The following is a 15495-nucleotide window of genomic DNA, read 5'->3' on the forward strand; positions in this document are numbered from 1 at the left end:
GCGCTTTTCTACATACAAGACAATTTATGAAAGGCGGCCGCTATGGAGGTTTTCGCCACCGCTCTTCCTGCGCTTGGTGATGCGTGGGGTCTTATCCTGCAACCTATCGTTCTGGGTTATCTTGTGCTCGGCGTCGTTATGGGGCTGGCTGTAGGTGTTTTCCCGGGGCTTGGAGGCATTGCCGGCCTGTCGCTCTTGCTCCCTTTCATGTTCGGCATGGACCCGATCCTGGGTCTGGCCCTGATGATCGGGATGGTGGCGGTGGTTCCGACCTCTGACACTTTCGCATCGGTCCTGATGGGCATCCCCGGCAGTTCGGCCTCGCAGGCCACAGTGCTGGATGGCTTCCCCATGGCCAAAAAGGGCGAGGCCGCGCGGGCGCTGTCGGCGGCCTTTTCCTCGTCCCTGTTCGGAGGGCTGGTCGGCGCGACCTTTCTGACCATGTTCATTCTGATCGCGCGCCCAATCGTTCTGGCCTTTGGACTGCCCGAGATGTTGATGATCACTATTCTCGGCCTGTCGATGGTCGCCATTTTGGCAGGACGTATCCCACTGAAAGGCGTCGCCGCCGCTGGATTAGGCCTGATGGTCGGCACAATTGGCGAGGCCGATGCCGGTGGATCGCTTCGGATGGCGACCTATGACATTCCCTATCTTACCGATGGCTTGAAACTTGTCATTGTCGGTTTGGGTATTTTTGCGGTGCCCGAAATCGTCTCGCTGCTGCGGCAGGATCGGTCGATTGCGAAAGGCGCCTCGATAGGTGCTGGATGGCTGGACGGCGTCAAAGACTGGTTTGCGAATATCTGGCTGTCGGTCCGCTGTTCGATCATCGGGGTCGTCGTCGGCGTCATTCCGGGCCTCGGCGGTTCGGTCGTTGACTGGATCGCTTATGGCCATTCGGTTCAAACCACCAAGGACAAAAGTAATTTCGGCAAAGGCGAAGTGCGCGGGGTCATCGGCCCGGAAAGCTCGAACAACGCCAAGGAAGGCGGCGGTCTGGTGCCGACGCTTCTGTTCGGAATTCCGGGCTCGGGCTCGATGGCAATCTTCATTGGTGCGGTTGCGTTGCTGGGGTCGGGAGATATCGAAGTCGGTCCGAGCATGCTTCAGGACAATCTCGATATCACCTATTCGATCGTCTGGCTGTTGGCGCTGGCCAACGTGGTGGGCACCATCCTGTGCATCGCGGCCTCGGGCGGGATCGCCAAGCTGACCACGATCCGCTTTACCTATCTGGCGCCGTTCCTGTTCATGTTGATCAGCTTTGCAGCCTTCCAATCCGGTCAGAACTTCGAAGACCTGCTGGCCTTGTTTGTGATTGGTTTGATCGGCATCTTCCTGCGACGGTTCGACTGGTCGCGCCCTGCTTTCCTGATCGGCTTTGTTCTGTCGAACCCGGTTGAAAAGTTCACCAATCAGGCCTTCCAGATTGCATCGTTCCGTTTCCGAAAGAGCTTTGGCGAAGGGATGGAATATGTCTTCAGCCCCATCGTCATTGTCTTGATCGTCGTCACGGTTGCCTCGGTTATTCTGGGCATCCGGCAAGCCAAGATGATCATGGCCGAGGGTGAGGTCCAGGCAGGTACAAAGCGTGCGCCATTGGTCTTTCTACTGGTGATCATGGCCTATCTGATCGTGGCTTTGGTCAATGCTAACATGATCCCTGACTACAACATGACCGACAAAATCATCCCCCTGGTGATCGGCTGTATCTCTTTGTTCTGCTGCGTGATCCTGCTGATCCAGATGATGCGGCGGCCCGAGGGCGACGCGATTTTTGCAGACAAGGAAATTGCGGGTGAGGACGCCAGTGCCCCCCATGGTTTGTGGTCCACGCTGGCGTGGTTCGCCGGTCTCATCGCGGCGACATGGGTGGTGGGGTTCATCCTTGCATTGCTGGGTTTCCTGATCGCGTTTTTCCGTATTCGGGCGGGGGCCAGCTGGCAGATGGCGCTGATCCTGACCGCCTGCGGTATTGGCTTTATGTGCCTGATGGCGGGTGCTCTGAACCGCGATTTCCCGCCTGGTCTGTTGCAGGACATGGTCAGCTTGCCCTGGCCATTGAAATGAGCAGCCCGATGACATCGCTCGGCCTGTGTACCGGGCCGGGCAGAAGAAACACCACTCAGTCTTGGCCAGGGGGGACCCGATGACCCAAACAGCGATCCCATATGTATTCATGCGGGGCGGAACCTCTCGGGGCCCGTATTTCCGCCGCTCGGATTTGCCCGAGGATCTGGACACTTTGGCCAAAGTGCTGATCGCTGCCCTCGGGGCCGGGCAGTCGCTGAACATTGATGGTATCGGCGGTGGCGCGGCGGTCACGACCAAGGTCGCGATGCTGTCGGTCAGCGAGGATGACTGGGCCGATATCGACTATTTCTTCGCGCAGGTTGCGGTCGAGGATAAGTTGGTCGACTTCAAACCAACTTGCGGCAACATCCTGTCAGGTGTCGCCCCCGCTGCAATCGAAATGGGGTTGTTTGAGCCCCAAGGCGATGAAACCGAAATCCGTATCCGGGCGGTCAACACCGGGGCCCGTGTAGTGGCCCGGATTCAGACACCCGGGGGAAGGCTGACCTATGAGGGTGATACAGGCATTGCCGGGGTGCCCGGCCAATCTGCACCGGTGCAGCTGAGTTTCATGGGGGTGGTTGGGTCAGCAACCGGTGCTTTCCTGCCCACCGGCAACCTGCGTGACACAGTACAGGGGATCGAACTGACTTGCATGGACGTCGCTATGCCAATGGCCATTGCCTGCGCCGCCGACTTCGGACTGACGGGTTATGAAAGCGCCGAGGATCTGGACGCCAACCGCGCCTTTTTTGACCGGATGGAAGCCGTTCGGATCGAAGCCGGGGAACGGATGGGGATGGGGGATGTGTCCAAATCCGTGACCCCCAAATTCGGCCTTGTAGCTCCTGCCAAAGCGGGCGGAACGCTTGCAGTGCGGTATTTCATGCCGTGGAAGACCCACCCGACCATGGCGGTTACCGGTGCGCAGTGCATGGCGTCCTGCGCTTTGACGCCCGGCACGGTCGCGGACGGTTTGCTGGATCGCCCGACGACAAGCCCGGCTGAAGTCATATTGGAACATGCCTCGGGCACGATCGACGTATTGGTGGATTTCACCACTGAGAATGGGTTCACTGTAAACGCAGCAGGCTTGGTTCGTACCGCGCGCAAGTTGGCAGACGGCCATGTGTACGTTCCACAATCCGTGTGGAAAGGGAGTTGATTAGGCATTTCCAAATTGGTATACTTTTGTATACAAATGAGAGAGGTTACGATGGACGACTACTCGGAATGCCTCGATATCGCGCGTCAGGAGCTCCGGTTGGCGCAAGCTGCCTTGCGACGGGATATGGCCGAATACCCCACGCCAATCGCGGGATGCGACGAGCAATTCAATCATCTGTTGGACCAAAGCGAACGCGTCCGAAACGCGCTGGCAGCACTTGACGTGCAGCATTTTGTGCCGACACCCAGAAAACTGACCACCGGGCAGAGTATAGAAAGCCGATGAAAGTACACATTCTGGATGATTGGTTCGACACGCTGCGTGGGCTGCCATGTTTTGAGAGACTCAACGCTCATGAAGTGACGGTGTGGACGGATAATGTCGAGGATCTTGACATCTTGGCCAAGCGTTTGCAGGAGGCTCAGGTGCTGGTGCTGTTCCGAGAGCGGACCAAAGTCACGCGCGCCTTGCTGGAAAAGTTGCCGAATTTGCAGCTGATCAGCCAGCGCAGCGTCTATCCCCATGTTGATGTGCCGGCCTGTACAGATCAGGGTGTTTTACTGTGTTCGAATATGCATAGCGGCACGCCGTCTTATGCTGCGGCGGAACTCACATGGGCGCTGATCATGGCTGGGATGCGGGATTTGCCCGCTCAGATGGCCTCGGTCAAGGCAGGGCACTGGCAGGCAGGGGTAGGCAAGACGCTACGCGGTCGTCAATTGGGGCTCTATGGTTACGGCCGTATCGCGCGTGCGGTTGCGGGTTATGCCGAGGCGTTCGGAATGAATGTCGTTTGGTGGTCGTCCGATGAAGGTCGGTCGCGTGCGCAAGCGGATGGCGCTAGGGTCGCGCCGAGCCGCGAGGCGTTTTTTGCCGATAGTGATGTTGTTTCGATCCATGTGCGCCTGAAACCGGACACGCGTGCGATCATTACCGCATCGGATTTTGCGCAGATGCAGCCCGGGGCGATCTTCGTGAACACTTCACGGGCCGGGCTGATTGCTCCGGGCGCTTTGCTTGAAGCGCTCAACGCCGGTCGCCCCGGCAAAGCCGCGATTGATGTATTCGATTCCGAGCCACTGACTGACGCGACCGATCCTTTGCTGGCACATCCCAACCTGCTCGCGACGCCGCATATTGGTTTTGTGACCGAGGATGAGTTCGACCTGCAATTTGCCGATATCTTCGATCAGGTAAATGCGTACGCTGACGGCGCGCCGATCCACATGATCAACCCCGAGGTTTGGACCACCGTAGAATAAGATTGGCGGCGATGGGCGCGCCGATGATCACCAGCACAATCCTTGTCAGATGGTGAGTGATCACAAAGCCCAGGTCCGCGCCTGAAACGATGGCCAGAACTGTCATCTCGGCCTGCCCGCCGGGCGCGAAGGCCAGAAACGCCTCGACCGGCTTGCCAAGCCCTAACGTGGTGACAACAGCAGTGAAGGCCGCAGCCAACACGGCCAGAACAACCACATAGGCGCAACCCGCTGCCACGACCTTGCGCAATTCCACCCAGGTGACACCGACAAACTTCACTCCGATTCCGCAACCGATGAAGAATTGCGCGGCCAGGATGGCCTCGCGCGGGGGGCGGGTATGGATGAAGTCCCCGAGTGACAAAGCAGCTGTCAGGATCATCGGTCCCAGGATCGACGCGCCGAAGAGACCGATGCGCTCGCCGCCCTTCCAGCCGATAAAGGCGGCCAACACCATCAGGGCCAGTTCGTGAACCGGCAGGGCGTGTGCGGGTTCACCGATTGGGTTGGTCAATTCAGCGCCATAGAAAACAGTCAGAAATAGCGGGGCCAACGTCACTATGATCAGCACGCGTGTGCCGTGGATCAGCGACAACGTGCGCGGATTGGCACCCGCCTCGGATCCGAAGATGATCATGTCCTGCAACCCGCCGGGCATGGCAGCATAAAAAGCGGTTGTAGTATCGAAGCCCCAAACCTTGCGGAAGAATGGCACTCCGACCAGTGCGATCAGCAGGATAAAGAACGGAACCAGCGCAATCGACGCGGCCATTTTCGGCAATTCGGCAAACAGGGCCGGAGTGATCGATGCTCCCACGGCAACGCCCAGGATAGTGCGTGCCGCCACCGAGACCTGCCCGAATCCCTCCATCGGCGCATGCGCCAGGGCTGCAATCAGACAGGCGCTCATTGGGCCGAACAGGAAGGGCAGGGGCAAACTCATTAACCAGAATGCTCCGGTGCCCAACACTGCAAGCACGAAGGTCACGGCACGTTTTTTCGCTGAGGAGGGTGCGTTGATCTGGGTGGGCAAAATGTAGATTCCGGTGCGGTTGACTTAGTGTGTATCCAAATGTATACAAATGGACGCAATAACACAAGTGAGCGCGTGATGACCCTGCAGGACGACCCGTTACAGCCTGGCCCACAAGGCAATTCCGCCTATCAGCGCCTGCTGGATGAGATTCGCGAAGGTAGCCTGCCGCCCGGCGAACGCCTGCGCGAGATTGAGTTGTCCGAGAGGTTGGGAGTTAGCCGCACGCCTGTGCGCGAAGCGATCCGACAGCTGGAAGCGGATGGCTTGGTAACACATATCCCCCGTCAAGGCGCGACGGTACGCAGCCTGGATTACGCCGAAGTGATGGAGCTCTATGAGATGCGCGCTGTGCTCGAGGGCACTGCGGCCCGTCTGGCGGCAAGGGCGGCGTCCGATGTCGAACTGGATGAGCTGGATGTGCTGAATGACCGGCTGGCCGAGGCAGGCACCGGTCCGGAGGCCGCGCGGATCAATCGGATTTTCCATGCGACGCTTCTGGATGCGGCCAAGAACCGGTTTCTGGCTAAATCCATGTTGTCTTTACAAAAGGCGTTGCTGATCCTGGGTCCGTCGCAATTGCTGGACGGCGACCGAGCCGAGGTCGCAGTAGCCGAGCATCGCCTTATCATGGCCGCCTTGAAAGCCCGGGATGGCGCGGCGGCTGAGAAAGAGATGCGCGCTCATATCCACGCAGCACAACGCATGCGCATTCGCGCCTTGCAGGGGCGCGACCGAACAACGGACCAAACTCAATAGGCGGAAACCACATGGCCACCCAAAAGGAAGCCTACGATATCGCTGTGATTGGCGGAGGTAACGCCGCCCTGTGCGCTGCGATGACCGCCGCCGAAGCAGGCGCGCGCGTTCTTATCCTCGAAGCGGCGCCAAAACCCTATCGTGGCGGAAACTCTCGCCACACCCGAAACTTTCGCTGTATGCATTCCAGCCCGTTGGGCCCGCTGGTCGAGGAATACAGCGAAGACGAATACCTGTCAGATCTGCTCAAGGTTACCGGGGGCAAAACCGACAAAGATCTGGCGCGCCTCGCAATTCGCACGTCCGAGGAATGTCTTCCCTGGATGGAGGACCACGGAGTTCGGTTCCAGCCCTCTTTGTCGGGGACGCTATCGCTGGCGCGGACGAATGCGTTCTTTATGGGCGGCGGTAAATCGCTGGTAAATGCCTATTACCGGACAGCAGCGAAGCTGGGCGTCGAAGTCCTGTACGAAGCCGTCGTCACGCATCTCGAATTGAACGGAGACCGGATTGAGTGGGTAGACTTCACCTGCGAAGGCCAATCCCATCGCATAACGCCCAAAGCGGTCATCGTCGCTTCGGGCGGCTTTCAGGCTGACACCGATTGGCTGACGCGTGCGTGGGGACCTGCGGCACGCAACTTCCTGATCCGGGGCACGCCCTATAACCGGGGTGTCGTGCTGGCCGATCTTCTGGATCAAGGCGTCGAGAGCGTTGGAGACCCGACACAATGCCACGCGGTTGCCGTCGACGGGCGTGCTCCGAAATTCGATGGCGGCATCGTCACCCGTCTGGACTGCGTTCCAATCTCAATTGTTGTCAACAAAGATGCCGAGCGGTTCTATGACGAGGGCGAGGACGTCTGGCCAAAGCGTTACGCGATCTGGGGTCGCCTAGTCGCAGCCCAGCCGGATCAGGTGGGCTATGTGATCATTGATGCCAAATCGCTGAACCTGTTCATGCCGTCGGTTTTTCCGCCGTTAAAGGCCGACACGCTCGAGGAACTGGCCAAAGCGATGGGTCTGCCCGCCGATAAACTGACCACGACCGTCGCAGAATTCAACGCCGCCTGCGGTGACACAAGTGGCTTTCATCCAACGGAATTGGACGGAGTTTCAACTACCGGCCTGACCCCACCCAAAACCAATTGGGCGCGCCCGATCACCGAGCCTCCTTACTATGGCTACTCGCTGCGCACCGGTGTGACCTTCACCTATCTGGGGCTCAAGGTGGATGAATCTGCGCAATGTTCATTGTCAAACGGCAAAATCCAGAACCTCTGGGCGGCGGGCGAAACCATGGCTGGGTCGATTTTGGGGCAGGGTTATCTGGCCGGGTTCGGCATGACCATCGGAACCGTCTTCGGACGCATTGCAGGACGAGAGGCCGCTTCTTATGCGAACTGAACTGATACAGGAAGCCCGCCGTCAGGCTGAGATCTGCAATGCCTGCCGGTATTGCGAAGGCTATTGCTCGGTCTTTCCGTCGCTTCACGCTGAACGCGCATTCTCGGACGGCGATATCACGCAATTGGCCAATCTCTGCCATAACTGCAGAGGATGTTACTATGCCTGCCAATATACGGCGCCGCATGAGTTCGACCTCAACCTGCCGAAGGCTCTGGCCGAGGTCCGGCGCGACAGTTGGGAAAGCTTCGCCTGGCCGCAACCAGTGGCGCGCTGCTTCCATAGCCATGGTGGAGCGATCGCCCTGGCTCTGGTCGTCGGCTTCGCGCTTATTTTTTGGGCCATTCGCGCGATCGGCTCGACCGGAGGCGAAGGCTTCTACTCTGTCCTCTCTCACAATGCGATGGTGTTGATTTTTGCTCCGGCATTCCTTCTGCCGTTGTTCAGCATTGGCATCAGCTTGCGGCGCTATTGGCACGCAGTTGGAGGCCAGCCGATCCAACTGGGCGACTTGAAAGCCGCGCTAAGTCGAACGGCCAAAATGCAGGACCTGGCTGCTGGCCACGGGGAGGGTTGCAATTTCGAGGACGAAGACCGTTTTAGCCAGGCCCGCCGCCACGTGCATCATGCGATAATGTACGGGTTTCTGCTGTGTTTTGCTTCGACTTCGGTGGCGACGATCATGCATTATGGGTTCGATCTGCACGCACCTTACCGGTTCTGGTCATTGCCGAAGCTGTTTGGAGTCACAGGGGGCGTTTTGCTCACTGTTGGCTGCTACATGATGGTCCGGCTGAAACACAAGTCAGACCGCAATCTCGGCGATGTTTCAGCTTGGGGCGGAGAAATCGGATTTATACTACTGCTTGGGTTTGTAGCGTTGAGCGGGCTTGTTCTTTACGCTTTCGGTTCATCCGCAGTAATGCCTGCGCTGCTTGCCGTCCATCTGGGGTCGGTCCTCGCGTTCTTCCTTCTTACGCCTTACACAAAAATGGCGCACGGTTTCTATCGGCTTGCTGCCCTTGTCAGGGATGCACAACGAAAAAGAGATGTGTCGGTGGTCCGCTAGCAGCCCGCATTTCCTGAGTGAGGCAAAGGAAAACGCATTTATTATCGAAGGACGCGGTGTCGCGGGTGGCAGCCAACGTCCCGAAGGGTTCGCGTGAATATTTCTCAGCGGCACTGAAAGATACCGCCACGAAAGGTGCGGAATTGATGGAAAAGCTTGGAGTCGCGCGTGGTAAAGCCTTTGCGCCAATCGAAAACAGAATGACGAAAAATCTATGAATTAGGTGCCTCTGAACGGCAGAGCCGATGACAGGTGTCGACAGATTGGCATCTTCGTTCTGAGCGTTAATTCCTTTCTGGAATCATTAACCCCCCCTTCTTCACTAAAAGGTCGACAATTGCGCCGACTCCTTTTTTGTGACGAAGGGACGTGAACAAAAAGGGCCGCCCTTTGCGCATTCTGGCTGCATCTCTATCCATGACCTCCAGTGAAGCGCCAACATGCGGCGCCAGATCGGTCTTGTTTATGACCAGGATGTCGGATTTCGTTATTGCCGGTCCGCCTTTTCGCGGGATTTCCTCTCCTGCTGCGACGTCGATCACATAGATTGTAAGGTCTGCGAGTTCTGGACTGAATGTAGCCGACAGGTTGTCGCCGCCACTTTCGATCAGAACGATGTCAAGATCGGGATGCCGGTTTCGCATTTCAGCGACCGCTGCAAGGTTTATCGATGCATCCTCACGGATAGCTGTATGTGGACAACCGCCCGTTTCGACGCCGATGATCCTGTCCCTTGGCAAGACCTGCAAGCGCATCAGCGCCTCGGCGTCTTCCTGAGTGTAAATATCATTGGTGATAACGCCCACTGAACAAACATCGCGCAGGGTTTCAGATAGGGCAGCCGTCAAGGTGGTCTTTCCGGCTCCAACCGGACCACCGATGCCGACGCGAAGAGGGCCGTTCAAACTGCTCATGTTCGGAATATCCTTGAATACTGTATTTCGTGTCTCATCGACGCGATGTCCGTTAGGAACGCAGTCGAACTCAATTCGTTCAAGCCTGCCATTTGCGCTTGTTCAGCGATACGAGCACATAGCGGTGTCAAATTACGGATCAGTTTTTGAGCGTCGGTTTGCCCCAGCGGCACAAGGCGCGTTGCGCACGCGACCAAGTTGCTTGCAAATGCTTGTAGATACAGCTGTGTCGTTAACAGTATGGGAAGGCTCTGCAGATGCGCGGCGTAGCCCACAGACACTGGGTAGGAAAGCCGTTGGATGTCGAAATCCCAGACGTCTCCTGTGACGGTCCCGAATGCCTGCCCCAGCAATTCGGTTTCCATTTTTCTTTCCGATGATGCGCAGATCGCCCGTGCCTTGGTATCAACGCTGATAAGCTCATCATTATCCTGGGCGTTGTAAGCGGACACTACGAACAGAGCGTCATTCCATCCCGACCCATGTTCCAGCACATCAGAAATCCAGGCTTCGGCGTCTTGGGAGCTGGCGACTGCTCCTTCGTCAATTGCAGCTTCCAACCCATGAGAATAAGCAAAGCCCCCCACAGGGTATGCCGGAGACAACCACTGGGTCAGAGTCAGGATATCGGCGTCAGTGGGCGTGGCCATGTGTTCTGCCATGGCCATAGGCTCCGCCTTCGGGGTTGAACGGTTCGTGCACCTCGCGCACTGTGGCCCCGATTTTCAAAAGCATGTCTCGGATCACATGATCGACCTGGATCAACAGACGATCCTTTTCGATCTGGCAGGGCGTGTGGCGATTGCCGATATGCCATGCGATACGTGCCAGATCAGGAGCCGAGACCTCCAGCAAGGCTTCGGGCGCGGCCTGGATTTCAACCGCGCGCCCGTCGTCCAAGATCAGCGCGCCGCCGTGATCCAGTGAGGTTGTCTGAGCCAGGTCGACCAGAATCTGTTCGCCGCTTTCGCATGTTAAAACCTTTCGGCGCAAAAACCGATCGTCATAGGTCAACGACAGGCAATCGGCAGTGTCGTCGTGCATGTGATCCGAGTAACGGCGTGCGGTGCAGAGCAGGGCGGTCATACCGTCGCCTCCTCTGGAGCAGAAATGGTCAGAGCCAGATCGAATCCGAAAACACCCGATGCACGATCCGTTCGCGTGATAGGCCGCGTTTTTGCAACTCTTCGTCGCTGAGCGATTGCAGGAATTCGACTTGCCGCACGCGCGATTGAGCTTCGGCCACACTGATCAGAGCCCCATAGATTGATGATCCGATGGACGCGATCAGACCGGGCAGCGAAAAGCCTGCGTGTGATTGTGTTGCTGAGTGTGCCATTTGGACCCTCGTAAACGTTGGTCCTCCCTTGAGCATTAATATCTGTCATATCGGCCTCACGTTGAAGTGGGTGTTTGGTCATTTCTGCCTTGCGCACGGTGCAATGCAGCATAATTTTTAGTCAGAACATAAAATATCGCTGTGCCATCGGCAGCACTTCGGCCGGTTGGCAGGTCAGCAATTCACCGTCTGCCCGGACCTCATAGGTTTCCGGATCAACTTCAACATGCGGCGTCGCGTTGTTGAGCAAAAGATCCTGTTTGCCAATCTCTCGTGTGTTTTGGACAGCGACGGTCTGCTTCGCCAAGCCCAGTGTATCGCCAATCCTGTCGGCCTGTGCGGCCTCAGAGACAAATGTGATTGCCGAATGCTCGACCGAGCGGCCATAGGCCCCGAACATCGGGCGGCTATAGACTGGTTGCGGTGTGGGGATCGACGCGTTTGGGTCACCCATTTGGGCACAAGCAATCGTACCGCCCAGCAAAACCATCTCGGGTTTCAAACCAAAAAAGGCAGGGTTCCATAGAACAAGATCAGCACGTTTGCCTTCTTCGATACTGCCAATCTCGCGGCTCAGGCCATGAGCAATGGCCGGGTTGATCGTGTATTTGGCGATATAGCGTCTGACGCGCAGGTTGTCGTTTTCGCCTGTTTCCTCGGGAAGGCGCCCGCGCTGTTTCTTCATTTTGTCGGCGGTTTGCCACGTCCGGATCAACACCTCGCCCACGCGGCCCATAGCCTGACTGTCGGACGCAATGATGCTGAACGCGCCCATGTCGTGCAGGATATCTTCAGCCGCGATGGTCTCACGCCGGATGCGGCTTTCAGCAAAAGCCACGTCCTCGGGGATGGATTTGTCGAGGTGATGGCAGACCATCAGCATGTCCAGATGTTCCTCGACCGTGTTCACCGTAAAAGGCCGCGTGGGGTTGGTAGAGGAGGGCAGGACATGGTCCTCACCGCAGATTTTGATGATATCTGGTGCGTGGCCGCCGCCCGCGCCTTCAGTGTGGAAAGCGTGGATAGTCCGACCCTTTATCGCGGCAACCGTGTTTTCAACAAACCCGGATTCGTTGAGCGTGTCAGTGTGGATCATCACCTGAACGTCCATCGCGTCAGCGACCGAAAGGCAGCAATCGATGGCCGCCGGGGTCGTACCCCAGTCCTCGTGCAGTTTCAGGGCACAAGCCCCGGCTTTGACCTGTTCCTCCAAAGCAGCGGGAAGCGAAGCATTTCCCTTGCCTGCAAAAGCAAGATTCATGGGAAAAGCATCCGCCGCCTGCAACATCCGGCCAATATGCCACGGGCCCGGGGTACATGTGGTCGCCAGAGTGCCATGTGCCGGGCCGGTGCCACCGCCAAGCATGGTCGTCAGGCCAGAATGCAGCGCGTCCTCGATCTGTTGCGGGCAGATGAAGTGAATATGGCTGTCGAACCCGCCAGCCGTCAGGATGCGACCTTCGCCCGCGATGGCCTCTGTGCCGGGACCGATGATGATGTCTACTCCGGGTTGCGTATCTGGATTTCCGGCCTTGCCGATCTTGGCGATGCACCCGTCCTTCAGACCGACATCCGCCTTGTAGATGCCCGAGTGATCCACGATCAGAGCATTGGTGATCACAGTGTCCACGGCACCTTCGGCACGCGTGGTCTGAGACTGCCCCATCCCATCTCGAATGACTTTGCCGCCACCGAACTTGACCTCTTCACCATAGACATCTTCGCGGTGGCCGGTTTCACTGAAACGCGCAGTTGTTGCGCGCTCCACGATAAGGTCTTTTTCTACCTCGATGATCAGATCGGTATCTGCCAATCGTACCTTGTCGCCGACCGTTGGGCCGAACATGGAGGCATAGTCACTCCGACTGATCTTGCCCGGCATCTTTCAGAGCCCCCATGATATGCATATTGAAACCGTAAATGTGCCGGCGCCCTTCAAATGGCACCAGAATAACTTCGCGAGTTTGGCCTGGCTCAAATCGCACCGCGGTACCCGCCGGGATGTCCAGCCGCATACCCAAAGCTGCATACCGATCAAAATCCAGGGCCGAGTTTGCTTCAGAAAAATGGTAGTGGCTGCCGACCTGTATGGGTCGATCGCCGGTATTGGCGACAATAACAAGACGGGTGCTGCGTCCCGCGTTCAACGTCAGAGAGCCTTCGGCAGGAATGATCTCGCCCGGAATCATTTCGGCAGCTTCAAAATCACGGTTATGGCGATGACCCCAATCAAAGCCAACCCAACTGCAAGCGCGGTGTAATCGCTGCCATGGGCGTGAATATGGGTATCCGAATGGGCCGTGGCCGGACCAGCCAGAATGAGAGCGGGAAACAGCATGCGGATCATGGGTGACTCCTTTGGAAATTAGCGAATGGGGTTGTGGACAGTCACAAGTTTTGTGCCATCCGGGAAAGTGGCTTCGACCTGCACCTCGTGGATCATCTCGGGCACGCCTTCCATGCAGTGTTCCCGAGAGATCACTTCAGCCCCAGCTTGCATCATGTCGGCGACCGAACGGCCATCGCGCGCGCCTTCGACCACGGCATCGGTAATCAAAGCAATGGCCTCGGGGTGATTCAGCTTGACGCCACGCGCCAGCCGTTTGCGAGCGACCTCGGCGGCCATGGCCACCAGTAGTTTGTCTTTTTCACGAGGGGTCAGGTTCATGTCAAAGCATCCAGCATCGGGGTAATGTGTCGTTGTTCAGCCGGCGCAGAACCGGCATCAATGTGCGGCGCAGTGCAAAGCTGTCGCCGGCCAGAATGCGAATGACCAGTAGGTCTTTCCGGATCAGAGTTGCCCCGGCGGCGTCCGGTAGCAATTCCCTGACAGGCTCCAGATGACCTTCGGCGGAACCCGACATTAAGACGATCAGGGCCATCGCCCCTGCGCCGTTTGCAATATGCCGCTTAGCCAAGTGAGTGTGCCAATCACCAGCAAACCTAATCGCATCGAGAAACACCGGCGTTCCTTCGCGCCAAATCTCGATTTGATCGCGCAAGCGGATTTCAGTCAACGTTTCACCCATGGCGACGCGTCCAAAAACAAGCGGTTCCACCATCAGCATTTCGGCATCCGGTGACAGGTCGATCCTGAGGCGCCGGTCCAACGCACTGCCATTGTAAAGAATGGTCTCTTGCGGCAACCAGTTCAGCCGGGCTCCAGCCTCTACCGTCAAATGATTTGTAACCTGGCCCCATTCTTTGGGCTGGGCCTTGTAAGCGCGCTCGCAAGCTTGCGTAGTCAAGTTCAGCGCCGTGCCTTTTGCTGCCTTGCAAGAAAACCGAAATGAATCTCCTCCGGTCACTCCGCCTGCCGAGTTTAGCAGAACCGCATCAAGTTCAGGTGTCGTGGTTCTGGGGAATAGGCATTTGAAAGACCCAGATTGGCGAAACTTATTCAGCACGGTCCTGTTGCCCAATTGCTTGGTGCTTAAGCTGACGGTGCCTGCTGCGCGCGGTGGTACTGCGCTGTGCGCGGGTAATATGGTTGCAACTTGTGTAATAGGGCACCTACAGCGCTTCGGTTTGCTGCCACCTGTTTCTCTGTTGAAGTATCGGAACACTAACTTGCAGCGTCGGAATCTGCTTAATTTCCCATCATATGATTAAATTTTAGACAGCAACCATTGGCTTGGATGAAAAAATATGCGCATCTCGCCGATTTCCCAAATTGGGTTAAAGGTAAGTTGGGGAGGCTTCGTTTTCCTGAAGGATGGGCGGAAAGCTGAACTCAGCTATCCGCACGATTGCCACAGTGCGTCTTCCCGTTCGCAGGCTTTCATCAGCTTCAGGTAAACGCGCAACACAGGCTTCATTGACGCGCCAGCAGCGAGCTCAGAATGAAATCCTCCATGCTTCCAGCGATTTTGCTCATGGGCGTTTCCGACAGGACGCTGCGATACGCGCTTCCTTCCAGAACCTCTATCACCAATTGCGACGCCTGTAGCGGATCCGGAACAGCGCGCAGATCTCCTGCGTCAACTCCGCGTTTCACTACTTCTTCAAGCGCCTCGGTCAGTCTGGCTCGGTTTTCGACGAACAGTCGCGCGATATCCGGTTGACGAACGGCTTCGCTCGAAATCTCCAAGGTGAGGATGACGTTCTCCGGCGCAGCCAGATAGTTGGCGTAGGCCTTGATGAACTTTTTCAACACTTTGGGTGCGGGTGCATTTGAATTCAGGACTTTCAGAAACGGCTCCAGCTCGCGGCGTTCAAGCATCGCGATTTCCACAAGCACGTCATGCTTGCCGCGAAAATGGTTGTAGAGGTTTCCAAGGCTGACGCCCGCCCGCGATGCGATATCGCGGACGCCGGTCTGATGATAGCCGCGTTCGAGAAAACACATAACGGCGGCCTCCAAAATCTGGTTGCGGCGCTTGGCTGTTGCCTTTTCCCGGGTGGACCCTGGTTTTTTGGTGTTTTCGGGCATTTTGGTTTTTTCATATTGAACGAACGATCGTTCATAA

The 15495-nt window shown here is 57.2% G+C and carries 19 protein-coding genes; 8 read left to right on the forward strand and 11 right to left on the reverse strand.

Annotation, left to right across the window (positions count from 1 at the left end; genetic code table 11):
• Positions 1 to 42 precede the first annotated feature (42 nt).
• The 4 genes from ACR0A2_RS06405 (at position 43) to ACR0A2_RS06420 (ending at position 4506) form a co-directional block, all read left to right on the forward strand.
• Complete coding sequence (locus tag ACR0A2_RS06405; protein ID WP_171229066.1) at positions 43 to 2073, forward strand: tripartite tricarboxylate transporter permease; 2031 nt, start codon at positions 43 to 45, stop codon at positions 2071 to 2073.
• Between the two features lie 79 nt (positions 2074 to 2152).
• On the forward strand, positions 2153 to 3241 hold the full coding sequence (locus ACR0A2_RS06410) for a 4-oxalomesaconate tautomerase (RefSeq protein ID WP_152459103.1): 1089 nt from the start codon (positions 2153 to 2155) through the stop codon (positions 3239 to 3241).
• A 36-nt stretch (positions 3242 to 3277) separates the two neighbouring features.
• Entirely contained in the window at positions 3278 to 3529 is a 252-nt protein-coding gene (locus ACR0A2_RS06415) for a hypothetical protein (RefSeq protein ID WP_480834505.1), read from the forward strand.
• Positions 3526 to 4506 (forward strand): D-2-hydroxyacid dehydrogenase family protein, encoded by a 981-nt coding sequence (locus tag ACR0A2_RS06420; RefSeq protein ID WP_480834507.1) that lies wholly within the window; start codon positions 3526 to 3528, stop codon positions 4504 to 4506. Before ACR0A2_RS06415 ends, ACR0A2_RS06420 begins: the two co-directional genes overlap by 4 nt.
• Here the strand turns inward: ACR0A2_RS06420 and ACR0A2_RS06425 are convergent.
• Positions 4475 to 5449 carry an AbrB family transcriptional regulator gene (locus ACR0A2_RS06425; protein WP_480834509.1) on the reverse strand — a complete coding sequence of 325 codons (975 nt, stop codon included), beginning with the start codon at positions 5447 to 5449 and terminating at the stop codon, positions 4475 to 4477. The genes ACR0A2_RS06420 and ACR0A2_RS06425 overlap by 32 nt on opposite strands.
• 168 nt (positions 5450 to 5617) lie before the next feature.
• Here ACR0A2_RS06425 and ACR0A2_RS06430 point away from each other — a divergent pair, with 168 nt between their 5' ends.
• The 4 genes from ACR0A2_RS06430 to ACR0A2_RS06445 all read left to right on the forward strand — a co-directional run bounded on the left by ACR0A2_RS06430 (position 5618) and on the right by ACR0A2_RS06445 (position 8991).
• Entirely contained in the window at positions 5618 to 6298 is a 681-nt protein-coding gene (locus ACR0A2_RS06430) for a GntR family transcriptional regulator (RefSeq protein ID WP_480834510.1), read from the forward strand.
• An 11-nt stretch (positions 6299 to 6309) separates the two neighbouring features.
• Entirely contained in the window at positions 6310 to 7704 is a 1395-nt protein-coding gene (gene tcuA, locus ACR0A2_RS06435) for an FAD-dependent tricarballylate dehydrogenase TcuA (protein ID WP_480834512.1), read from the forward strand.
• Positions 7694 to 8773: a tricarballylate utilization 4Fe-4S protein TcuB gene (tcuB, locus tag ACR0A2_RS06440; RefSeq protein ID WP_480834514.1), complete on the forward strand. Its 1080-nt coding sequence runs from the start codon at positions 7694 to 7696 to the stop codon at positions 8771 to 8773. The genes tcuA and tcuB overlap by 11 nt, the downstream gene beginning before the upstream one ends.
• 65 nt (positions 8774 to 8838) lie before the next feature.
• A complete protein-coding gene (locus tag ACR0A2_RS06445) occupies positions 8839 to 8991 on the forward strand; it encodes a hypothetical protein (protein ID WP_480446109.1) in 153 nt (50 codons plus the stop codon).
• Positions 8992 to 9057: 66 nt separating this feature from the next.
• Here the strand turns inward: ACR0A2_RS06445 and ureG are convergent, their stop codons facing one another.
• The 10 genes from ureG to ACR0A2_RS06495 all read right to left on the reverse strand — a co-directional run bounded on the left by ureG (position 9058) and on the right by ACR0A2_RS06495 (position 15458).
• Positions 9058 to 9687, reverse strand: coding sequence for an urease accessory protein UreG (ureG, locus tag ACR0A2_RS06450; protein ID WP_480834515.1), 630 nt, complete (start codon positions 9685 to 9687; stop codon positions 9058 to 9060).
• Entirely contained in the window at positions 9684 to 10349 is a 666-nt protein-coding gene (locus ACR0A2_RS06455) for an urease accessory protein UreF (RefSeq protein WP_480834516.1), read from the reverse strand. The genes ureG and ACR0A2_RS06455 overlap by 4 nt, the downstream gene beginning before the upstream one ends.
• Positions 10321 to 10773 carry an urease accessory protein UreE gene (gene ureE, locus ACR0A2_RS06460; RefSeq protein WP_171725862.1) on the reverse strand — a complete coding sequence of 151 codons (453 nt, stop codon included), beginning with the start codon at positions 10771 to 10773 and terminating at the stop codon, positions 10321 to 10323. The genes ACR0A2_RS06455 and ureE overlap by 29 nt, the downstream gene beginning before the upstream one ends.
• A 28-nt stretch (positions 10774 to 10801) precedes the next feature.
• Positions 10802 to 11026 carry a DUF1127 domain-containing protein gene (locus tag ACR0A2_RS06465; RefSeq protein ID WP_171725861.1) on the reverse strand — a complete coding sequence of 75 codons (225 nt, stop codon included), beginning with the start codon at positions 11024 to 11026 and terminating at the stop codon, positions 10802 to 10804.
• Between the two features lie 121 nt (positions 11027 to 11147).
• A complete protein-coding gene (gene ureC, locus ACR0A2_RS06470; RefSeq protein ID WP_480834517.1) occupies positions 11148 to 12908 on the reverse strand; it encodes an urease subunit alpha in 1761 nt (586 codons plus the stop codon).
• Complete coding sequence (locus tag ACR0A2_RS06475; RefSeq protein ID WP_480446106.1) at positions 12883 to 13215, reverse strand: urease subunit beta; 333 nt, start codon at positions 13213 to 13215, stop codon at positions 12883 to 12885. The genes ureC and ACR0A2_RS06475 overlap by 26 nt, the downstream gene beginning before the upstream one ends.
• Positions 13212 to 13373 carry a hypothetical protein gene (locus ACR0A2_RS06480; RefSeq protein ID WP_171169025.1) on the reverse strand — a complete coding sequence of 54 codons (162 nt, stop codon included), beginning with the start codon at positions 13371 to 13373 and terminating at the stop codon, positions 13212 to 13214. The genes ACR0A2_RS06475 and ACR0A2_RS06480 overlap by 4 nt, the downstream gene beginning before the upstream one ends.
• 18 nt (positions 13374 to 13391) lie before the next feature.
• On the reverse strand, positions 13392 to 13694 hold the full coding sequence (locus ACR0A2_RS06485; RefSeq protein WP_152459090.1) for an urease subunit gamma: 303 nt from the start codon (positions 13692 to 13694) through the stop codon (positions 13392 to 13394).
• 1 nt (position 13695) lies between these two features.
• The gene (locus tag ACR0A2_RS06490) at positions 13696 to 14592 is read right to left on the reverse strand and encodes an urease accessory protein UreD (RefSeq protein WP_480834518.1); all 897 of its coding nucleotides are present in this window, start codon (positions 14590 to 14592) and stop codon (positions 13696 to 13698) included.
• A 248-nt stretch (positions 14593 to 14840) separates the two neighbouring features.
• Positions 14841 to 15458: a TetR/AcrR family transcriptional regulator gene (locus ACR0A2_RS06495; protein ID WP_480446104.1), complete on the reverse strand. Its 618-nt coding sequence runs from the start codon at positions 15456 to 15458 to the stop codon at positions 14841 to 14843.
• Positions 15459 to 15495: the final 37 nt, after the last annotated feature.

Source organism: Ruegeria sp. H8 (assembly GCF_056532905.1).

What these genes read in the sequence shown, in the direction of transcription:
- ACR0A2_RS06485 (WP_152459090.1), bottom strand. Translation starts at nt 13,694, where the DNA reads ATGAACCTGACCCCTCGTGAAAAAGACAAACTACTGGTGGCCATGGCC.
- tcuB (WP_480834514.1), top strand. Translation starts at nt 7,694, where the DNA reads ATGCGAACTGAACTGATACAGGAAGCCCGCCGTCAGGCTGAGATCTGC.
- ureC (WP_480834517.1), bottom strand. Translation starts at nt 12,908, where the DNA reads ATGCCGGGCAAGATCAGTCGGAGTGACTATGCCTCCATGTTCGGCCCA.
- ACR0A2_RS06475 (WP_480446106.1), bottom strand. Translation starts at nt 13,215, where the DNA reads ATGATTCCGGGCGAGATCATTCCTGCCGAAGGCTCTCTGACGTTGAAC.
- ACR0A2_RS06415 (WP_480834505.1), top strand. Translation starts at nt 3,278, where the DNA reads ATGAGAGAGGTTACGATGGACGACTACTCGGAATGCCTCGATATCGCG.
- ureG (WP_480834515.1), bottom strand. Translation starts at nt 9,687, where the DNA reads ATGAGCAGTTTGAACGGCCCTCTTCGCGTCGGCATCGGTGGTCCGGTT.
- ureE (WP_171725862.1), bottom strand. Translation starts at nt 10,773, where the DNA reads ATGACCGCCCTGCTCTGCACCGCACGCCGTTACTCGGATCACATGCAC.
- ACR0A2_RS06425 (WP_480834509.1), bottom strand. Translation starts at nt 5,449, where the DNA reads ATGAGTTTGCCCCTGCCCTTCCTGTTCGGCCCAATGAGCGCCTGTCTG.
- ACR0A2_RS06480 (WP_171169025.1), bottom strand. Translation starts at nt 13,373, where the DNA reads ATGATCCGCATGCTGTTTCCCGCTCTCATTCTGGCTGGTCCGGCCACG.
- ACR0A2_RS06495 (WP_480446104.1), bottom strand. Translation starts at nt 15,458, where the DNA reads ATGCCCGAAAACACCAAAAAACCAGGGTCCACCCGGGAAAAGGCAACA.
- ACR0A2_RS06455 (WP_480834516.1), bottom strand. Translation starts at nt 10,349, where the DNA reads ATGGCAGAACACATGGCCACGCCCACTGACGCCGATATCCTGACTCTG.
- ACR0A2_RS06405 (WP_171229066.1), top strand. Translation starts at nt 43, where the DNA reads ATGGAGGTTTTCGCCACCGCTCTTCCTGCGCTTGGTGATGCGTGGGGT.
- tcuA (WP_480834512.1), top strand. Translation starts at nt 6,310, where the DNA reads ATGGCCACCCAAAAGGAAGCCTACGATATCGCTGTGATTGGCGGAGGT.
- ACR0A2_RS06430 (WP_480834510.1), top strand. Translation starts at nt 5,618, where the DNA reads ATGACCCTGCAGGACGACCCGTTACAGCCTGGCCCACAAGGCAATTCC.
- ACR0A2_RS06420 (WP_480834507.1), top strand. Translation starts at nt 3,526, where the DNA reads ATGAAAGTACACATTCTGGATGATTGGTTCGACACGCTGCGTGGGCTG.
- ACR0A2_RS06410 (WP_152459103.1), top strand. Translation starts at nt 2,153, where the DNA reads ATGACCCAAACAGCGATCCCATATGTATTCATGCGGGGCGGAACCTCT.
- ACR0A2_RS06465 (WP_171725861.1), bottom strand. Translation starts at nt 11,026, where the DNA reads ATGGCACACTCAGCAACACAATCACACGCAGGCTTTTCGCTGCCCGGT.